This window comes from Nocardioides maradonensis, assembly GCF_054777115.1.
The window spans coordinates 57,863-75,175 of the sequence record NZ_BAAHAZ010000003.1; the positions used below are offsets into that span (position 1 = coordinate 57,863).

General features: G+C 72.3%; 18 protein-coding genes and 1 riboswitch. Of the genes, 2 read left to right on the forward strand and 16 right to left on the reverse strand.

Annotation, left to right across the window (positions count from 1 at the left end; genetic code table 11):
- The first annotated feature begins 104 nt into the window (after window positions 1-104).
- Complete coding sequence (locus tag ACYVAQ_RS03795) at window positions 105-1,208, forward strand: glycosyltransferase family 2 protein (protein ID WP_460787131.1); 1,104 nt, start codon at window positions 105-107, stop codon at window positions 1,206-1,208.
- 3 nt (window positions 1,209-1,211) lie between these two features.
- Here the strand turns inward: ACYVAQ_RS03795 and ACYVAQ_RS03800 are convergent, their stop codons facing one another.
- The 11 genes from ACYVAQ_RS03800 to dacB all read right to left on the reverse strand — a co-directional run bounded on the left by ACYVAQ_RS03800 (window position 1,212) and on the right by dacB (window position 11,178).
- A complete protein-coding gene (locus tag ACYVAQ_RS03800; RefSeq protein WP_460787132.1) occupies window positions 1,212-1,796 on the reverse strand; it encodes a hypothetical protein in 585 nt (194 codons plus the stop codon).
- 79 nt (window positions 1,797-1,875) lie between these two features.
- Window positions 1,876-2,355 (reverse strand): DUF3180 domain-containing protein, encoded by a 480-nt coding sequence (locus ACYVAQ_RS03805; protein WP_460787133.1) that lies wholly within the window; start codon window positions 2,353-2,355, stop codon window positions 1,876-1,878.
- A gap of 16 nt (window positions 2,356-2,371) precedes the next feature.
- Window positions 2,372-2,941, reverse strand: coding sequence for a 2-amino-4-hydroxy-6-hydroxymethyldihydropteridine diphosphokinase (gene folK, locus ACYVAQ_RS03810; RefSeq protein ID WP_460787134.1), 570 nt, complete (start codon window positions 2,939-2,941; stop codon window positions 2,372-2,374).
- Window positions 2,938-3,348, reverse strand: coding sequence for a dihydroneopterin aldolase (gene folB, locus ACYVAQ_RS03815; protein WP_460787135.1), 411 nt, complete (start codon window positions 3,346-3,348; stop codon window positions 2,938-2,940). Before folB ends, folK begins: the two co-directional genes overlap by 4 nt.
- Window positions 3,341-4,186 (reverse strand): dihydropteroate synthase, encoded by an 846-nt coding sequence (gene folP, locus ACYVAQ_RS03820; protein WP_460787136.1) that lies wholly within the window; start codon window positions 4,184-4,186, stop codon window positions 3,341-3,343. The genes folB and folP overlap by 8 nt, the downstream gene beginning before the upstream one ends.
- A gap of 52 nt (window positions 4,187-4,238) precedes the next feature.
- Window positions 4,239-4,850: a GTP cyclohydrolase I FolE gene (gene folE, locus ACYVAQ_RS03825; RefSeq protein ID WP_460787137.1), complete on the reverse strand. Its 612-nt coding sequence runs from the start codon at window positions 4,848-4,850 to the stop codon at window positions 4,239-4,241.
- Window positions 4,850-6,895: an ATP-dependent zinc metalloprotease FtsH gene (ftsH, locus tag ACYVAQ_RS03830; protein ID WP_460787138.1), complete on the reverse strand. Its 2,046-nt coding sequence runs from the start codon at window positions 6,893-6,895 to the stop codon at window positions 4,850-4,852. Before ftsH ends, folE begins: the two co-directional genes overlap by 1 nt.
- 141 nt (window positions 6,896-7,036) lie before the next feature.
- On the reverse strand, window positions 7,037-7,588 hold the full coding sequence (gene hpt, locus ACYVAQ_RS03835; RefSeq protein WP_460787139.1) for a hypoxanthine phosphoribosyltransferase: 552 nt from the start codon (window positions 7,586-7,588) through the stop codon (window positions 7,037-7,039).
- A gap of 4 nt (window positions 7,589-7,592) precedes the next feature.
- Window positions 7,593-8,573: a tRNA lysidine(34) synthetase TilS gene (gene tilS / locus ACYVAQ_RS03840; protein ID WP_460787140.1), complete on the reverse strand. Its 981-nt coding sequence runs from the start codon at window positions 8,571-8,573 to the stop codon at window positions 7,593-7,595.
- Window positions 8,570-9,610, reverse strand: a complete 1,041-nt coding sequence (locus tag ACYVAQ_RS03845) for a zinc-dependent metalloprotease (protein ID WP_460787141.1) — start codon at window positions 9,608-9,610, stop codon at window positions 8,570-8,572. Before ACYVAQ_RS03845 ends, tilS begins: the two co-directional genes overlap by 4 nt.
- A gap of 104 nt (window positions 9,611-9,714) precedes the next feature.
- The gene (gene dacB / locus ACYVAQ_RS03850) at window positions 9,715-11,178 is read right to left on the reverse strand and encodes a D-alanyl-D-alanine carboxypeptidase/D-alanyl-D-alanine endopeptidase (protein ID WP_460787142.1); all 1,464 of its coding nucleotides are present in this window, start codon (window positions 11,176-11,178) and stop codon (window positions 9,715-9,717) included.
- Window positions 11,179-11,272: 94 nt separating this feature from the next.
- Here dacB and ACYVAQ_RS03855 point away from each other — a divergent pair, with 94 nt between their 5' ends.
- A complete protein-coding gene (locus ACYVAQ_RS03855; protein ID WP_460787143.1) occupies window positions 11,273-11,809 on the forward strand; it encodes an inorganic diphosphatase in 537 nt (178 codons plus the stop codon).
- Between the two features lie 15 nt (window positions 11,810-11,824).
- Here ACYVAQ_RS03855 and ACYVAQ_RS03860 read toward each other — a convergent pair whose 3' ends face one another.
- The 5 genes from ACYVAQ_RS03860 to ACYVAQ_RS03880 all read right to left on the reverse strand — a co-directional run bounded on the left by ACYVAQ_RS03860 (window position 11,825) and on the right by ACYVAQ_RS03880 (window position 17,176).
- On the reverse strand, window positions 11,825-12,493 hold the full coding sequence (locus ACYVAQ_RS03860; RefSeq protein ID WP_460787144.1) for a class I SAM-dependent methyltransferase: 669 nt from the start codon (window positions 12,491-12,493) through the stop codon (window positions 11,825-11,827).
- Window positions 12,490-13,617, reverse strand: a complete 1,128-nt coding sequence (locus ACYVAQ_RS03865) for a phosphatase PAP2 family protein (RefSeq protein ID WP_460787145.1) — start codon at window positions 13,615-13,617, stop codon at window positions 12,490-12,492. The genes ACYVAQ_RS03860 and ACYVAQ_RS03865 overlap by 4 nt, the downstream gene beginning before the upstream one ends.
- 9 nt (window positions 13,618-13,626) lie before the next feature.
- A complete protein-coding gene (locus tag ACYVAQ_RS03870; protein ID WP_460787146.1) occupies window positions 13,627-14,598 on the reverse strand; it encodes an ABC transporter ATP-binding protein in 972 nt (323 codons plus the stop codon).
- Window positions 14,595-16,208, reverse strand: a complete 1,614-nt coding sequence (locus ACYVAQ_RS03875) for an ABC transporter permease (protein WP_460787147.1) — start codon at window positions 16,206-16,208, stop codon at window positions 14,595-14,597. Before ACYVAQ_RS03875 ends, ACYVAQ_RS03870 begins: the two co-directional genes overlap by 4 nt.
- The gene (locus ACYVAQ_RS03880) at window positions 16,184-17,176 is read right to left on the reverse strand and encodes a thiamine ABC transporter substrate-binding protein (protein WP_460787148.1); all 993 of its coding nucleotides are present in this window, start codon (window positions 17,174-17,176) and stop codon (window positions 16,184-16,186) included. The genes ACYVAQ_RS03875 and ACYVAQ_RS03880 overlap by 25 nt, the downstream gene beginning before the upstream one ends.
- A riboswitch (TPP riboswitch) is annotated at window positions 17,169-17,276 on the reverse strand. It overlaps the preceding gene by 8 nt.
- Window positions 17,277-17,313 lie beyond the last annotated feature (37 nt).

Consider the following 17,313-nt stretch of genomic DNA (forward strand, 5'->3'; position numbering starts at 1 on the left):
CTCGTGCTGAACAACGTCGAGGGTAGGCCGGGGTCATCCCGCTGCGATACCTCTGCGGGGTGTGAGCCGGGCCACCCTGAGTACCGATGCCCTAGCGTTCAGTCGTGCGGTTCGGTAGGCGGGCTCCCGTGGTGAGCGTGGTGGTGCCGGCGTACGACACGGCGGCGTACCTGCCCGCGTGCCTGGACAGCCTGCTCGCCCAGACCCACCGCGAGCTCGAGGTCGTGGTGGTCGACGACGGCTCCCCCGACGACTCCGCGGCCATCGCGGCGGCGTACGCCGAGCGCGACCCGCGGGTGCGGCTCGTGCGTCAGGAGAACGGCGGCCTCGGCGCCGCCCGCAACGCCGGGCTGCGGCACACCACCGGCGACGTCATCGCGTTCGCCGACTCCGACGACGTCCTCCCGCCCGATGCGTACGCCGTGCTGCTGCGCCAGCTGCGCCGCACCGGCGCCGACCTGGTGACCGGCGACGTCGTCCAGCTGGTCGGTGACGAGGTGCGCGAGATCCCGTGGATGCGGCGGATCCACCAGGGCCGCGCGGCCGTGCTCATCGAGCAGCGGCCCGACCTGCTCGGTGACGTGTTCGCGTGGAACAAGCTCTACCGCCGCGGGTTCTGGGAGGGCGCCGGGCTCTCGTGGCCCGAGCGGCTGCGCTACGAGGACCAGCCCACGCTCACCCGCGCCTACCTGCAGGCCCGGCTGATCGGCATCGTCCCGGACGTCGTCTACCACTGGCGGATCCGCGAGGACGGCACCTCGATCACGCAGCAGCGGGCGAGCGTGGCCGACCTGCGCGACCGCTGGACGACGAAGCGGATGTCGCTGGCCAGCGTCCGCGGCTACGGCTCGGCGCCGGTCACGAAGACCTTCGAGCAGCGCGTGCTGCCCGGCGACCTGTGGCGCTACTTCCTGCAGATCCCCGGCTGCGACGACGAGTGGTGGGCGCTGCTCGTGGCGGGGGTGCGCGAGTTCTGGGGCACGCACGGGTCGCTGACCTCGAGCCGGCTGGTCCCGGCCCACCGCCTGGTCGGCTGGTTCGTGGAGCAGGACCGACGCCCGGAGGCGGTCGCCGTCATCTCCTACCTCGCGGAGCACGGTGGCCTGCCGCGGGTCCGGGACTCGGCGGGCGTGCGGGTCGAAGTACCGACCCTCGACCTTGCGGGCGTGCCGCGGGACGCGGTCGCCCTGCGAGCGGACGAGAAGTAGGGCTCAGACGGCCCGGCGCTTGGTGTCGGTACGCCGCCAGGTGGCCAGCTCCGACTCCAGCACGTCCAGCTGCTGCTCCAGCTCGGCGACCCGGATCGCGGCGTCGGCCGCCCGGTTCTCGGCGTCGCTGATGCGGGTGCGGACCCGCTCGGTCTCGCGCTCGGCGAGCTCGGCGCGGGCGGTGACGTCGGCGAGCTCCCGGCGGGCGTCGGCGAGCTCGCCGGCGGCCTCGGTCAACCGCTTCTCGAGCCGGGCGACCGTGGCGTCGCGCTTGGCGATCCGGCCCTGCATGTCGGCGGCGAACTCCACGCCCTCGCGGGTCCGCTCCTCGGTGAGCCGGCGGTACTCCTGGGCCTGGGCGGCGCGGTCGCGGGCGGCCTCGACGCGGGTCAGCACGACCTCGGCGTGCGTGATCTTGGTGGCGGCCGCGCCGAGCACGAACGCGACCACGCCGCCGATGATCGCGGCGGCGAGAGAACCGGAGAAGGCGGTGACGAGGACCGTCACCGCGGCGAGCACGAGGAGGGCCAGCGCGACCACGACACGGGTCGAGCGCTGACGGCGGCGGGTTCCGACCGGTGACGTCATGGGTTCACGGTAGGCCCGGACGAGCCCGATCCCGGGGAGATCCGCCGCGTGGCGGGTGATACCGGTGTGACCCGTGGGGTCAGTCCTCGTCGGGCGGGCCGGACACCCGGCAGGCGCGCTCCAGGAACAGCGCGGCGACGACACCGAGGAACCCGCCGCCGGCCGCGACGAGCGAGTGCACCAGGCGCTCGCCGGCGAGGTCGGCCGGGTCACCGATCCAGCTCAGCGCGTAGCCGAGGTACCCGGCTCCCACGAGGGCGCACGCGAGAGCGGAGGCGCGGGCGAGCACCAACCGGTTGACGGCGTTCTCGACCGACCAGCGGTCCCGGCGTACCTGCAGGGCGCGGTGGGTGGCCCAGGCCGTCCACCCGACGATGGCGGCGATGAGGAACAGGGCTGCGGCCTGCACCCACGGCACCAGGGGCGGCACGACGCTGAACCGGTCGCACAGGCCGTGCAGCGCGTAGCCGCCCGCACCTCCGACCACCGCCCAGCCCAGCAGGGCCAGCGGCGAGGTCGGGCGCAGCGAGCCGTGCGGCTCGTCGGACGATGCGTTCACACCCGGAGGCGCCGGGTCACTCGGCTTCGAGCACCAGGTCGTCGCGGCGGGTGATGCCGGAGCGGTCGGCCGCGGCCAGCAGGTCGGCGACGAAGCCCTTGTCGAGGAACTGGGCGTCCGGCTCGAGGTCGAGCCAGGGCTGCAGCACGAAGGCGCGCTGGTGCGCCTGCGGGTGCGGGAGCTTGAGCGTGGCGGTGTCGGCACGCCGGTCGCCCACGACGATCAGGTCGACGTCGAGCGTGCGCGGGGCGTTCTTCTCGCCGTTGCGGGCACGGTCGAAGGCGTCCTCGACGGCCAGGGCACGGTCGAGCAGCCGGCTGGCCGACAGCGTCGTGTCCGCGAGGACCACGGCGTTGAGGAAGGAGTCCGAGCCGGGAGGGCAGTTGACCGGGACGGTCTCGTAGACGGGCGACACGCCGGTCACCCAGACGTCGGGGGTGTCGGCGATCGTGGAGACGCCGCCCTGCAGGTTGGCGAAGCGGTCACCCAGGTTCGATCCGAGGGCGATGACCACGCGTCGGATCGGTCGCATCTCGCCCGTCAGCGTGTCTGCATCGATGATGTTCGGATTCGGAGTCTCGGTCATCCTTGGCCCTCTCCCTGCACACTGTCAGCGGCTTGACGACGGGTGATGGTCAACTTGACGTCACCGAAGGGATTCTCGATCGGTGCGTCCGGTTTGTGAATGGTCACCCGAGCCCATTCAACACGACGGTCCCTGAGGCAGACGGTGGCGATCCGTTCGGCGAGGGTCTCGATCAGGTCGACCGGGTCCCTGCCCACCGCATCCGCAACCTCGGCCACGAGACTTCCGTAGTCGACGGTGTCGCGCAAGTCGTCCGAGGCCGCCGCGGGACGGGTGTCCACCGCCAGCGCGAGGTCGATGACGAAGCGCTGCCCGTCGCGGCGTTCGTGGTCGAAGACGCCGTGGTGTCCCCAGCACTCGATGCCGACCACGGACAGGACGTCGACGTCGTCAGCGAGCTCAGGCACGACCCTCACCCTGCCATGCGGCCACGACCCGCAGGGCATCGAGGTGGGCCCGGACGTCGTGGACGCGGATCCCCCACACCTCCGCACGCCCGGCCCCGGCCGCCAGCAGAGCGGTCAGTGCCACCCCTGCGGACTCGCGGTCGTCGACCGGCCGGGGCTCGCCGGCCGGGTCGGCCAGCAGCCGCCCCAGGAAGGTCTTGCGGCTCGCCCCGACCAGGATCGGGAGGCCCAGCTCGGCGATCCGGTCCAGGTGCCGCAGCAGCTCCCAGTTGTGCGCGGGCAGCTTCGCGAAGCCGAGCCCGGGATCGAGCACGAGGCGGTCGTCGGGGATGCCGGCAGCCCGCGCCGCCGCGACCCGGTCCGCCAGCTCGGCGTGCACGGCCGCGACCACACCGCCCGGCCCGTCGTACGTCGCCAGGCTCTGCATCGTGTCGCTGTGCGCCCGCCAGTGCATCGCGACGTACGTCGCCGACGAGCCGGCCACCACGTCGAGGATCGCCGGGTCGGCCAGGCCGCCCGAGACGTCGTTGACGATCGTGGCGCCCGCCTCGAGCGCCGCCGCCGCGACCTCGGCGCGCATCGTGTCGACCGAGACGCGGGCACCGTCGCCGGCGAGCGCGGAGATGACGGGGACGACCCGGTCCAGCTCCTCGGTGAGCAGGGGTCGGGTCGCGCCCGGGCGGGTCGACTCGCCGCCGATGTCGAGGATGTCGGCGCCCTGCGCCAAGAGCTCTCGCCCGTGCGCAACGGCACGGTCGGTGTCGTCGTACCGGCCCCCGTCGGAGAAGGAGTCCGGCGTGACGTTGACGACGCCCATCACCAGCGGCCGCGACGTCATGCCCCGCAGGCTACCGAGGCTTGCCGCCGGGCCACGTCTTGCCCTACGGAACTCAGCCGCGGACGATCAGCGACATCGCCTCGGCGCGGGTGGCGGCGTTGTGCATCTGGCCGCGGACCGCCGAGGTGATGGTGCGGGCGCCGGCCTTGCGGACGCCGCGCATCGTCATGCAGAGGTGCTCGGCCTCGATCACCACGATCACGCCGCGGGCGTCGAGGATCTCGACGAGTGCGTCGGCGACCTGGGTGGTGAGCCGCTCCTGCACCTGCGGTCGCTTCGCGTAGACGTCGACGAGCCGGGCCAGCTTGGACAGGCCGGTGATCTTGCCGGACTCGGCCGGGATGTAGCCGACGTGGGCGACGCCGGTGAACGGCACCAGGTGGTGCTCGCACATCGACCACAGCTCGATGTCGCGGACCAGGACCATCTCGTCGTGGCCGAGGTCGAAGGTCGTGGTGAGGACGTCCTCGGGGCGCATCCGCAGCCCGGACGTGACCTCGGCGTACGCACGGGCCACGCGGGCCGGGGTGTCGTGCAGGCCCTCGCGGTCGGGGTCCTCGCCCATGGCGAGCAGCAGCTCGCGGACGGCGGCCTCGGCGCGCGCGTGGTCGAACGGGGGAACGTCCTCGAGCGCAGGCTCGGGGTGGGAGATCGGGTCGGGCATCAGAAACCTGGGGTCGGAGGGGCCGGCGGAGGTACGTCGCCCCCGCCGTGGATGTCGCCACCGCCGCCGGGCGGCGTCAGGATCTGCTCGGGACCCGACTCCTCGGGCTTGGTGCCGTTCTGCGCGCGCCTGCGGATCTCCTCGGGGATCTCCACCGGCGGGATCGACGACGGGACGCGGGTCGGCGAGCCGGTCCAGGCCGGCCGCTCGGGACGACGCCGCAGCGCGGTGAAGATCTCCGCCACCTGGGCCTTGTCCAGCGTCTCCTTGTCGAGCAGCGCGAGCACCAGCGCGTCGAGCACGTCGCGGTTCTCGACCAGGATGTCGAACGCCTCCTGGTGTGCGGTGGCGAGGAGCTTCTTGGTCTCCTCGTCGACGATCGCGGCGACGTCCTCGGAGTAGTTGCGCGAGTGCCCCAGGTCGCGCCCCAGGAACGGCTCGGAGTTGGACTCGCCGAGCTTGATGGCGCCGAGCCGCTCGGTCATGCCGTACTGCGTGACCATCGCCCGGGCGAGGTTGGTCGCCTTCTCGATGTCGTTGCCGGCGCCGGTAGTCGGGTCGTGGAAGACCATCTCCTCGGCCGCCCGGCCGCCGAGCATGTACGCGAGCTTGTCGAGCATCTCGCTGCGGGTCTGGGAGTACTTGTCCTCGTCGGGCAGCACCATCGTGTAGCCGAGGGCACGACCGCGCGGCAGGATCGTGATCTTGTGGACCGGGTCGGTGCCCGGGAGCGCCGCCGCGACCAGGGCGTGGCCGCCCTCGTGGTAGGCGGTGATCAGCTTCTCGTTCTCGCTCATGAGGCGGGTACGCCGCTGCGGGCCGGCGATGACGCGGTCGATCGCCTCGTCGAGGGCCTGGCTGGTGATCAGCTTCTGGTTGTTGCGCGCGGTGAGCAGCGCGGCCTCGTTGAGCACGTTGGCGAGGTCGGCGCCGCTGAAGCCCGGCGTACGACGGGCGGTGTTCTCAAGGTCCACGTCGGGGCCGAGCGGCTTGCCGCGGGAGTGCACCTTGAGGATCTGGTGGCGGCCGGCGAGGTCGGGCGCGTCGACGCCGATCTGGCGGTCGAAACGGCCCGGGCGCAGCAGCGCGGGGTCGAGCACGTCGGGACGGTTCGTGGCCGCGATCAGGATGACGCCACCGCGGACGTCGAAGCCGTCCATCTCGACGAGGAGCTGGTTGAGGGTCTGCTCGCGCTCGTCGTGACCGCCGCCCATGCCGGCGCCGCGGTGGCGGCCGACGGCGTCGATCTCGTCGATGAACACGATGGCCGGGGCGTTCTCCTTGGCCTGCTCGAACAGGTCGCGGACCCGGGAGGCACCGACGCCGACGAACATCTCGACGAAGTCCGAGCCGGAGATCGAGTAGAAGGGGACGCCCGCCTCACCCGCGACCGCGCGCGCGAGCAGCGTCTTGCCGGTGCCGGGAGGGCCGTAGAGCAGGACGCCCTTGGGGATCTTGGCGCCGACGGCCTGGAACTTGGCGGGCTCCTGGAGGAACTCCTTGATCTCGCCGAGCTCCTCGATCGCCTCGTCGCACCCGGCGACGTCGGCGAAGGTGGTCTTGGGCATGTCCTTGGTGATCATCTTCGCCTTGGACTTGCCGAACTGCATGACGCCGCGACCACCGCCCTGCACGTTGTTCATCAGGAAGATGAACAACAGCATGATGAGCGCGAAGGGCAGGACCGTGCCGAGGATCGAGCTGAGCAGGCTGGGCTTGGGGTTCTCCGAGTTGGAGGTCTCCAGCTTCTTGGCCTTGAGCGCCTGGTCGACCTCGCGCAGGAGCTCGGGCTGCTGACCGTCGATGTAGTGCGTGGAGATCTTGGAGCCCTGCGGGCGCACACCGTCGTCCAGGGTGGCCTGGATGACCTGGTCACCGTCGATGAAGGTGATGTCCTTGACCTTGCCGTCCTGGATGTACTGCGACATCTGGGAGGTGTCGACCTCGTCGTACCCACCGCCGGAGGCGAGGAACTCCAGTGCCAGGACCACGGCGACCACGGCCACCACGATCCAGAGCCACGGGCCCCTGAACACACGCTTCACTGACTCATCCGCTCCTTGATCCGGCGATCAACGCCGCGCGCTTGGATCACATGACCGTACACGCCGCTCCCGAATGCTGAACGCGCCGGTCCGGCTCCTGGTTCCAGCCTGTCGGGGCGACATCGGTCACGCCTCGTGGACTCAGCTGTAGACGTGCGGCGCGAGCGTCGCGATGTCGCGGAGGTTGCGGTAGCGCTCCCGGAAGTCCAGGCCGTAGCCGACCACGAACTCGTTGGGGATGTCCCAGCCGATGTAGCGGACCTCGACCGGCATCTGCAGGGCGTCCGGCTTGCGCAGCAGGGTGCAGACCTCGACGCTCGCGGCGCCACGGGAGGACAGGTTGCGGGTCAGCCAGGACAGCGTCAGGCCGGTGTCGATGATCTCGTCGACGATGAGGACGTGCCGGCCGGTGAGGTCGGAGTCGAGATCCTTGAGGATGCGGACGACACCGGAGGACTTCGTCCCCGAGCCGTACGACGACACCGCCATCCAGTCCATCTCGACGTGCCGGTTGAGGCTGCGCGCGATGTCGGCCATCACCATCACGGCGCCGCGCAGGACACCGACGATGATCAGGTCCTTGCCCTCGTAGTCCTGCTCGATCTGGGCGGCGAGCTCACCGATCCGGTCCTGGATCTGCTTCTCGGTGAACAGCACCTCGACGAGGTCGGACTCGACGTGGGAGGACTCCATGAACTCAGGATTCCACACGGGTGGAGCGGAACCGCAGGCGACCGTCGGCGAGATACCCGGTCACGTGACCCGGGAGCTGGACCTCGCCCCGGATCTCCCCGAGCACGAGTGACAGGAGTTGCTGGACGTGCACGTGGAACAGCTCGGCGTCGATCGCCCCGGCCGCGAGGGCGGCGAGGCGCAGGACCCGGGTCCGCAGCGCCGGGTGCGCGTGCACGACCGGGCCGACGAGGACACCGTCGGGCCGGCCGACGTCGGCGTACGTCGCCCGGGCCATGGCGTCGAGGAGGTCGACGTCGTCACGGAGCTGGTCGGCCGTGCGCGCGAGGTTGGCGGCCACGCCCGGCCCCAGCTGGTCCTCGAGCACGGGCAGCACCCGGCGGCGTACGCGCACGCGGGTGTAGCTGAGGTCCAGGTTGTGCGGGTCCTCCCAGGTCGTCAGACCCTCGACCTGGCAGGCCGTGACGGTGTCGTCGCGGCCGACGTCGAGCAAGGGGCGCGCGTAGTGGTCGAAGGTACGCCGCATCCCGGCCAGGCTGCGCCCGCCCGAGCCGCGGGTCAGCCCGAGCAGCACGGTCTCGGCCTGGTCGTCGCGCGTGTGGCCAAGCAGCACGAGGGCGGCCCCGAAGTGCTCGCGGACCTGCTCCAGGACCTCGTACCGGGCCTGCCGCGCGGCCGCCTCCACCCCCAGGCCGGCGGCCTCGACGGTGACCCGGGCCGACGCGGTCTCGTCGGCGCCCATCGCCGCCATCTGCTCCACGACGCGGGCCGCGTGGTCGGCCGACCCCTCCTGCAGGCCGTGGTCGACGGTCACCCCGATCACCCGCAGGCCGGGCCGACGCGCCTCGAAGACGGCCGCCGAGAGCAGCGCGAGGCTGTCGGGCCCGCCCGAGCAGGCGACCAGGACGGCGTCACCCGGCTCGAGGGTCGCGAGGGTCCGTCGTACGCCCTGGCGGCAGGCGGCGAGGGCCGGGTGGAGACTCACAGCACTCGGGTGATCCAGGCCTCGGGATCGGAGATCTCGGCCTTCGACGGCAGGTGCTCCGGACCGGCCCACACGGCGTTGAACTCCTGCATGCCGACCTTGTCGACGACGGCGCGGACGAAGGTGGCGCCGTCGCGGTACTGCGCCATCTTGGCCTCGAGGCCGAGCAGCCGGCGCAGGACGCGGTCGAGGGTGCCGAGCCCCTTGCGGCGCTGGGTGAACTTGGCGCGGATCGCGTCGACGCTGGGGATGACCTCGGGGCCGACGTCGTCCATCACCACGTCCGCGTGTCCCTCGAGCAGCGACATCATGCCGGTGACCCGGTCCAGGATCTCGCGCTGCTCGGGGGTGCTGACCATGTCGATGATGCTGCCGCCGGTGCGGGCCGCGCGGATGATCTCGGCGAACCGCTCGGCGCCGCCCTCGAGCAGGCTGGCCGGCTCCATCGCCCCGGTGATGGCGGCGATCTCGGAGAAGAGGTGGTCGCGCATCCACGGGACGGCGGTGAACTGGACCCGGTGGGTCTCCTCGTGCAGGCACACCCAGAGCCGGAAGTCGGTCGGGTCGACCTCGAGCTCGCGCTCGACGTGGACCACGTTGGGGGCGACCAGGAGCAACCGGCCGTGGTCGGGGTGGAAGGGGTCGAACTGGCCAAGCACCTTTCCGGCCATGTAGCCCAGCAGGCCGCCGACCTCGGCACCGGTCACCTTCGCGCCGATCATCCGGCTCAGCCCGGACGGCGGCCGCTTCTCGGTCAGCTTCTGCACGAGCGGGCCGGTCGCGGTGCGGAAGCCCTCGGCGTTCGCGCGGACCCAGCCGGGCCGGTCGACCACGAGGATCGGCGCGGTGCCGTCGGGCGCGTCGAGGCCGGTGAAGTCGCGGACCAGGGAGGTGGAGCGGTGGGCGTCGGAGCGGAGCTCGGCGACGGCCTCGTCCGCCTGGAGGCGGGACACCGCCGGTCCCTCACCGGCGATCTTGGCGCCCAGCGCGACCGCGAGCTTCCAGTCGATCATCTCGGGGGCGGGCGCGTCGCTCATGGATTCAGCCTACGGGGGAGGCCAGGGGTGCGTCGTACCTGACGAACGCGTTGGGTTGCGCGCGAAAAACCAACGCGTTGGTCAGGTACGACGGTGGTGGGTGGTCAGCCGCAGTGGCAGGCGCCGAGCGCGGAGGCGGCCTGGTCGCGCCACTGGCGGGCGAGGGCGTCCTTGCCGGCGGGGACGTGGTCGGCCATCAGGACGAACACCATCGGGTCGCCGGACCGGTCCACACCGATGCCGGCCAGGGCGGTGACGCCGGTGAGGGTGCCGGTCTTGGCCCGGACCCGGCCCCAGCCCTGCGGGGTCGGACCGCCCGAGCTGTCGACGAGCGAGCCGTTGTAGCCCGCGACGGGCAGGCCCTCGATGATCGCGCGCAGCTCGGGGTGCGCGCCGCCGGCGGCGAGCCGGAGCACGCCGACGAGCACGTTCGGGGACATCAGGTCGTGGCGGGAGAGGCCGCTGCCGTCGTACAGGACGCTGCCCTGCATGCCGATGCCGTTGGCGGCGAGGACGTGCTGGACGGCGGTCCGGCCCGCGGCGATCGAGCCCTGACCCTCCTCGGCGAGGCCGAGCTGGCGGAGCAAGACCTCGGCGCCGTCGTTGTCGCTGACCTGCAGGATGCGCTGGACGATCTGGGCCATCGGGGCGCTGGTCACCTTCGCGACCGCGCTGGCTCCCTTCGGCGCCACCGTCGGCGTCGGCGCGCCGGTGACGGTGATGCCACGGCGGGCCAGGGCCTTGCGGAAAACGGTGGCGGCGGTGAGCGGCGGGTTCGCGACGCTCTCCCCCGCTGCGGTGTGCCCCTCGTCGACCCACAGCGCGCTCGTCGGCGCGACCTCGCCGCTGGAGACGTAGTCGACCTCCCAGTGGGCGTTGACGGCCGGCCCGGAGAAGAGCGAGGCGTCGTAGCCCAGGTGGACGCGGCGGATGCCGCGCTGGCGCAGCACCGCGGCCGTGCGGGAGGCGAGGGTGGTGACGTCCGCCCGGTGCAGGTCGTACGTCGGCGACGGGTCGTCCTTCTCCGGAGCGGACGCGAGGTAGGGGTCGCCGCCGCCGACCAGGACGAGGCGGCGGTTCGCGCCGGAGCCGGTCAGGACCGTGGTGGTGTCGAAGGTGTGGGCCGGCCCAAGCGCGAAGAGAGCCGTCGTGGTGGTGACGAGCTTCGTCGTCGAGGCGGGCGTCGCGAGGAAGCTGCCGGAGGAGGCGGAGCGGTAGGTCAGGCCGGGGCCGTCGAGGGTGCCGACGGCAGCGAGGACGTGCGGACCGAAGGCCGCCTTGGCGAGCGGCCGGGCCAGGGCGGCGGCGATCCGGGAGCGGCTGAGGGCGCGCTCGGTGACCGCCTGCGCCACGACCCCGGGCCGGACGACGTCGGGCGCCTCCACGCCCCGCGGCGGCGCGACCGCGGCCGGACCGGCCGCGACGGCGTCGCCGCGGACCTGGTGCCACCAGTCGTCGAGGCGGCCGGTGCGCCAGCCGACGAGGCCCGCGACGGCCACCACGAGGGCCAGGACCGTGGGGATCGCGACCAGCGCCTTGCGGCGTACCCCTGAGGCCACGTCGGCCACTCGCTCACCCTCCCACCGGCCCCCGAGCGGGGCCTCGACTGCGCTGCGCGCCTATTGTGCGCGACAATGCTCCGCGTCGCCCGCACCGGGCGGCGTGACACAGCCTGGACGGACAGGCACGAGTGGTGGAGGAACTGCAGTGGCCGAGTTCGATGTTCTGATCGAGATCCCCAAGGGCAGCCGGAACAAGTACGAGGTCGACCACGAGACTGGTCGCATCCGCCTCGACCGCGTGCTCTTCACGTCGATGGTCTACCCGGCCGACTACGGCTACATCGAGGGCACCCTCGGTGGCGACGGCGACCCGCTGGACGCACTGGTCCTGCTGCCCTTCCCGGTCTACCCGGGCACGGTCGTCAAGGCCCGCCCGGTCGCCATGTACGTGATGGAGGACGAGGCCGGCCAGGACGAGAAGGTCCTCTGCGTGCCGGTCGACCCGCGCTTCGACGACATCCAGGACCTGCCCGACGTGGCCGAGTGGGACCTCGACGAGATCCAGCACTTCTTCGAGCGCTACAAGGACCTCGAGCCGGGCAAGTCGGTCAAGGGCTCGAACTGGGCCGACCGCGCCGCCGCCGAGGCCGAGATCGAGGCCTCGATCAAGCGGCTCGCGGAATCCGGCGGTCACTGACCGCGGCGGCCGCGCTCAGGCGCGGCGGACGCCCCTGAAGTAGGCGATGGCGCCGCTGGTGTCGACGACGAGGTCGTCGACACCAGCGGCGCCGAACCATTTCCGGAGGTCGTCACGGGTGCAGCCGGGGCCGAGCAGGCCCGCCACCCGGCCGACCCGGCGCATCGGCTCGAACGCGATCCCGGTGTCGTTGGTCAGGGCGCTGCCGGTCACCACGCCGCCGACGCGGAGCACCCGGGACATCTCGCGCACGGCGAGCTCGGGGTCCGGGAAGCAGTGCAGGCCGGTGAAGCTGACCACGAGGTCGAACTCCCCGTCGTCGAACGGGAGCCGGCCGACGTCGGCCAGCCGCGGGATCACCTGGTCGGCCACACCGCGCCGCTCGGCGGCCCGCATCGTGCGGTCCAGCATGGTCTGCGCGATGTCGGCGGCGACGTACTCGACGCCCTGGCCCTCGTGCAGGCCGCGGAGGGCGACGCCGCCACCGCACGGGATGTCGAGGATCCTGGCGCCCGCCGGCTGCCGGCCGATCTCGTCGGCCGCCCGGTACAGGCGGGAGAGGTCGCTGCGGATGCCGGTGCGCCAGATCGCTCCGCCCGCACGGGGGTGCTCGACGGTCCAGTCGTAGAAGCTGGCCCACAGCGGGTCCTCGGACCAGCCGCCGAGACCGGGGATGCGGATCATGGGTCCTCCGTCGTCGTACGTCGCTGCAGCCACGTGAGCGGGACCCGCCAGAACGGGACCGCACCCTCGGGGCGGGGGTAGGGGCTGATCGGGGTGTCGCGGCCGAACCGCTGCCCGCTCGCGACCGCGGCGAGCCAGAACGAGACGATCGCGATCGCGGCGCCGGCGATGTCGTCGGCCAGGTAGTGCCAGCCGAAGTAGAGCGTCGAGACGACGACCAGGCCGAAGTAGACCCAGCAGGCGACGCGCAGTGCCCGGTTGCGGATCGTGTAGTTGACCATCAGCGCGACCAGCAGCGTGATGCAGGTGTGCAGGCTGGCGAAGCCGGCGATCGAGTTGACCGTGTTGGTGACGCCGCCGAAGACCAACCGGCCGCGGGTGTCGACGATCGTCTCCATCAGCGCCGTGGTGCTGGTGTGCGGGAGGCCCTGGTACTCCGAGGGGAACGCGATGCCCGGCCCGAGGGTGGGCAGCAGGTAGTAGCTGAGCGTCCCGAAGGCCCACGCCAGGCACTGGCTGGCGACGAACCAGTAGCCGTAGGAGATGTTGCGCGACCACACCGCCCACAGCGTGATGACCACCGGCACCAGCGGCAGGAAGAACAGGTAGACCGGCGAGAGCAGGTACGCCGCATGGGTGCCGAGGACCGCCTGCAGCGCGTCGCTCGGGTCGTGCCCGAAGAACAGCACGCGGTCGAGCTTGTGCAGCTCGTTGTCGTAGAGCAGGGGCATCCCGTTGTCGCCGATCCGCACGAACGGCAGGTCCGACTTGAGGTTCCGGTAGCCCACGTAGGTGACGTAGAAGCACGCGACGCCGAGCACGACCAGCCGCAGCCGCTCGGCGGTCCAGTGGCTGTGCCAGCGGTCCCGCATCAGGGGCAGCAAGGCGCTGCGCTTGCGGCGCGACTGCCACCACGCGATCGGCACCAGGTCGACCGCCAGGGCGAGCAGCAGAAGCACCGGGATCCGGATGTACGACGGGCCGAGGAAGCTGCCCTCGGGGTCGAGGATCGGGCGGTCGTAGCGGACATGCACGTAGACCGTGGCCGCTGCCATCGTCCCGGCTGTCGCGAGGAGGAGCGGGTAGGCGAGGCGGTACGTCGACCTCTCCGCTCCGTTGCGCACCCGGGGAGTCTAGAGGTCTGCGGTGCCTCGGCCGGTCGGGGCGAGGCGGACCGTGTCGCCGATCGCCGGGGGCGTGCCGTCCGTCGTGGCGTCGAGCTCGCCGATGCCGTCGACGTCGACGACGAGCCGGGTGGCGTCGGGGGTGGCGTGGACCGCGCGGACGACGCCCTCGAGATCGCCGTGGTCGCTGGTCGTGAGCGCGGTGGGCCGCAGCGCGACCCGGTCGGCGTGGGCGAGGCGGCGGGCGGCGTCGCCCTCGAGGAGCCGCGAGTACCCCAGGAAATGGGCGGTCTCGGCGTCCGCGGGGTGGGCCCAGACCTGGGCGACCGGCCCCTGCTGCACCACGCGGCCGGCGCGCATGACGGCGAGGCGGTCGGCGACGGCGTACGCCTCGGACTGGTCGTGGGTCACGAGCAGCGCGGTGGTGCCGGCCTCGGTGAGGATGCGACGCAGGTCCGCGGCGAGCCGGGTGCGCAGGCCCGCGTCGAGCGCGCTGAGCGGCTCGTCGAGGAGCAGCAGGTGCGGCCGGGCGGCCAGCGCCCGGGCCAGCGCGACCCGCTGCCTCTCACCGCCGGAGAGTGTGCGCGGGAGGCGGTCGGCGTACGCGTGCAGGCCGACGAGGTCGAGCAGGTCGCTCGCCTCCGCCGCGGCAGCGCGACGCGTCGCGCCCCGGAGCCGCAAGGGGTAGGCGACGTTGCGCGCGACCGTGAGGTGGTCGAAGAGCTGACCCTCCTGGAACATCAGGGCGAACCCCCGCCGATGGGTCGGTACGCCGGACAGGTCGGCGCCGTCCCACGCGATCCGCCCGGTCGCGAGCGGCTCGAGGCCGGCGATAGCCCGCAGCAGCGTGGACTTGCCGCAGCCGGACGGGCCGAGGACCGCCAGCACCTCGCCGTCGTCGAGGGTCAGGTCGACATCGGCCACTGCCCGCAGCGGCGGGACGCCGACGTCGACGGCGAGGTTCTCGACCGACAGGGTCACAGCGATCCCACCCCCGGCACCCGCAGCCGCTCGACGACGAGCACCACGGCGGCGGCCGTGGCCGCGAGGATCACCGAGGCAGCCATGGCCGCACCGTAGTTGAGCTGGCCGGGGCTGCCGCTGAGCCGGTAGATCACCACGGGCAGCGTCGGCGTCTCGGGACGGACCAGGAAGCTGGTGGCGCCGAACTCCCCGAGCGAGACCGCGAAGGCGAAGCCGGCCGAGGCGAGCAGCGGCCGCCAGAGCACCGGGACGTCGACGACGAGGGCGGCCCGGAACGGGCCGGCGCCCAGGGAGGCCGCGGCCTGCCGCTGCCGGTCGTCGATGCCGGCGAGCACCGGGACCAGGATCCGCACCACGAGCGGGAGCGCGACAAGTGCCTGGGCGATCGGCACCAGCCAGGGGCTCTCGCGCAGGTCGACCGGGGGCCGGTCGAGGGTGATCAGGAAGCCGAAGCCGAGGGTGACTGCGGAGACCCCGAGCGGCACCATGAACAGACCGTCGAACACCGCGCGCACCCGGCGCTCGGCGACGCTGCGGGAGCGACGGGTGACGACGAACGCGACGAGCAGTCCGAGGGTGAGCGACAGGGCCGAGGCCTCGAGGCCGATCCGCAGCGAGTTGCCGAGCGCCTCGGTGATCGGCACCCGGATCAGGCCGCCGCCGTCGCTCTGCAGCGACCGGTAGAAGACGAGCGTCCAGCGGCCGTCGCGCCGCAGGGACCCGAGCACCAGCGAGACGAGCGGGATGGCGAGCGCGACCAGCACCGCCGCGGTCACCCCGAGGACCGGGACGTCCCGCAGCCGCGGGCGGGCGGGGGTGGCCGGGAGGCGTCGTACGGTCGGGTCGGGGGTGGCCCGCAACCGCGCCGCGACAGCCAGCAGGACGACCACGACCGCGAGCTGCACCAGCGACAGCGCGGCGGCCGCGCTGAGCTCGGGGAAGCCGGTGATGCCGCCGGTGGTGAGCAGGTAGATCTCGGTCTCCACCGAGGAGTAGCGCAGACCGCCCAGGGTGAGGATGACGCCGAAGCCGGTCGCGCAGAAGAGGAAGACGACGACCGCCGCGGAGACGAGCGCCGGGCGGAGAGCGGGCAGGGTGACGGAGCGGAACACCCGCGCCGAGGACGCACCGAGGGCGGCTGCGGCCTCGGCGGGGCGGCGGTCGAGCGACTCCCACGCGACCCCGACCGTGCGGACGACCACGGAGACGTTGAAGAAGACGAGGCCGAGCAGGATCGCGAACGCACCGTTGTCGACGAGCCGCCCGATCGCGACACCGACGACGACGGTCGGCAGAACGAACGGGACGAGGAGGAGCGCGCGCAGCAGGCCGCGGCCCGGGAACCGGAGCCGGTGCGTGACATAGGCGCAGGGCAGGCCGAGCACCACGGACAGCACCGTCGCGAGCGTGCTCATCCAGACCGTGAACCACACGACCCGGCGGGTGCGGTCGTCACCGAGCAGCGCCCACCCGGAGGAGTCGACGTGGGCGACCATGCCGCCGACGGGCAGCAGGAAGAACACCGCCAGCACCGCGGCCGGGACCGCGGCGAGGGCGAGATGGCCGAGGGCCGGCCGAAGGCTCAGCCGGAGACGATGTCTGTCCACGTCGTGGTCCAGTCGCGCCGGTTCGCCGCGATGTCGGACGCGGAGACCTCGATGGGCTTGCTCGGCACCGGCGCGAACCGCTTCCAGCTGCTCGGCAGCGGGGTGCCGGCGCGGGTCGGGTAGACGTACATGCTGGTCGGCAGCACCCTCTGCACCGCCGCGCTCTGCAGCCAGGCGACGACCTTCCGCGCATCGGTCGGGTTCTTCGCGCCGGCCAGCACGCCGGCATACTCCGTGTCGGCGAAGCAGGTGTTGAGCAGCGCGTGCGTGGAGGGTTTGCCGTTCTTCACCCCGTACGACGGATCGGTGTTGTAGCTGACCACGATCGGCCGATCTCCGCCGGATGCCGAGTAGTCCTTCTCGAAGGCCTGGGTCCATCCGCCGTCGACCTTGGCCCCGTTGGCCACCAGCTGGCGCCAGTAGTCCTGCCAGCCGTCGCCGTACGTGCCGATCGTGGCGAGCAGGAAGGCCATGCCAGGACTGCTCGTGGTCGCGCCCTCGGTCACGAAGAGGTCCTTGTAGGCGGGCTTCACCAGGTCGTCCAGGCTCGTGGGCGGCGCCTGGTGGTGGCTGGCGAACCACGCGTCGTCGACGTTCACGCAGACGTAGCCGACGTCGATCGGGCTGAGGTCCCCGTCCACGACCCCGGCACCGGTGACCGCAGCCCGGAAGGTCGTGTCGATGCCGTACGCCGCGTCGCCGAGCGGGTCGTCCTTGGTGACCTGCAGCTTGCTGGCGAGCTCGCCCGCGTCGCCCGAGGTGGTGACCTGGACGTCGATGCCGCTGGACTTCTCGAAGCGCTTGAGCAACGCCTTGGGCAGGTCGAAGGAGTCGTGGGTGACCAGCACGACCTTGTGGTCGGCCGGGGCCGTCGACGTGGTGGTCGCGGCCTTCGACCCGCAGCCGGCGACCGCCGTCGCTGCGAGGAGGACGGCGGTCGCGGAGACGGCGGCGCGTGCACGGTTCATCGGATGGACTCCCTTCGCCGGTGCTAACCGGATCAGGTTCGGAGGGTCTGCAGCGGATCCGCACTCTCAGCACCCCGCGGGTGCTCCCCTGTCTGAGCCATCCATGCTACGCAACGGCGCGCGCGGCGTCGTCAGCG

Bases quoted from the DNA above. Each gene is read 5' to 3' on its own strand.
- ACYVAQ_RS03800 (WP_460787132.1), bottom strand. From the start codon at position 1,796: ATGACGTCACCGGTCGGAACCCGCCGCCGTCAGCGCTCGACCCGTGTC.
- folK (WP_460787134.1), bottom strand. From the start codon at position 2,941: ATGACCGAGACTCCGAATCCGAACATCATCGATGCAGACACGCTGACG.
- folP (WP_460787136.1), bottom strand. From the start codon at position 4,186: ATGACGTCGCGGCCGCTGGTGATGGGCGTCGTCAACGTCACGCCGGAC.
- folE (WP_460787137.1), bottom strand. From the start codon at position 4,850: ATGCCCGACCCGATCTCCCACCCCGAGCCTGCGCTCGAGGACGTTCCC.
- hpt (WP_460787139.1), bottom strand. From the start codon at position 7,588: ATGGAGTCCTCCCACGTCGAGTCCGACCTCGTCGAGGTGCTGTTCACC.
- ACYVAQ_RS03845 (WP_460787141.1), bottom strand. From the start codon at position 9,610: ATGAGCGACGCGCCCGCCCCCGAGATGATCGACTGGAAGCTCGCGGTC.
- ACYVAQ_RS03860 (WP_460787144.1), bottom strand. From the start codon at position 12,493: ATGATCCGCATCCCCGGTCTCGGCGGCTGGTCCGAGGACCCGCTGTGG.
- ACYVAQ_RS03880 (WP_460787148.1), bottom strand. From the start codon at position 17,176: ATGAACCGTGCACGCGCCGCCGTCTCCGCGACCGCCGTCCTCCTCGCA.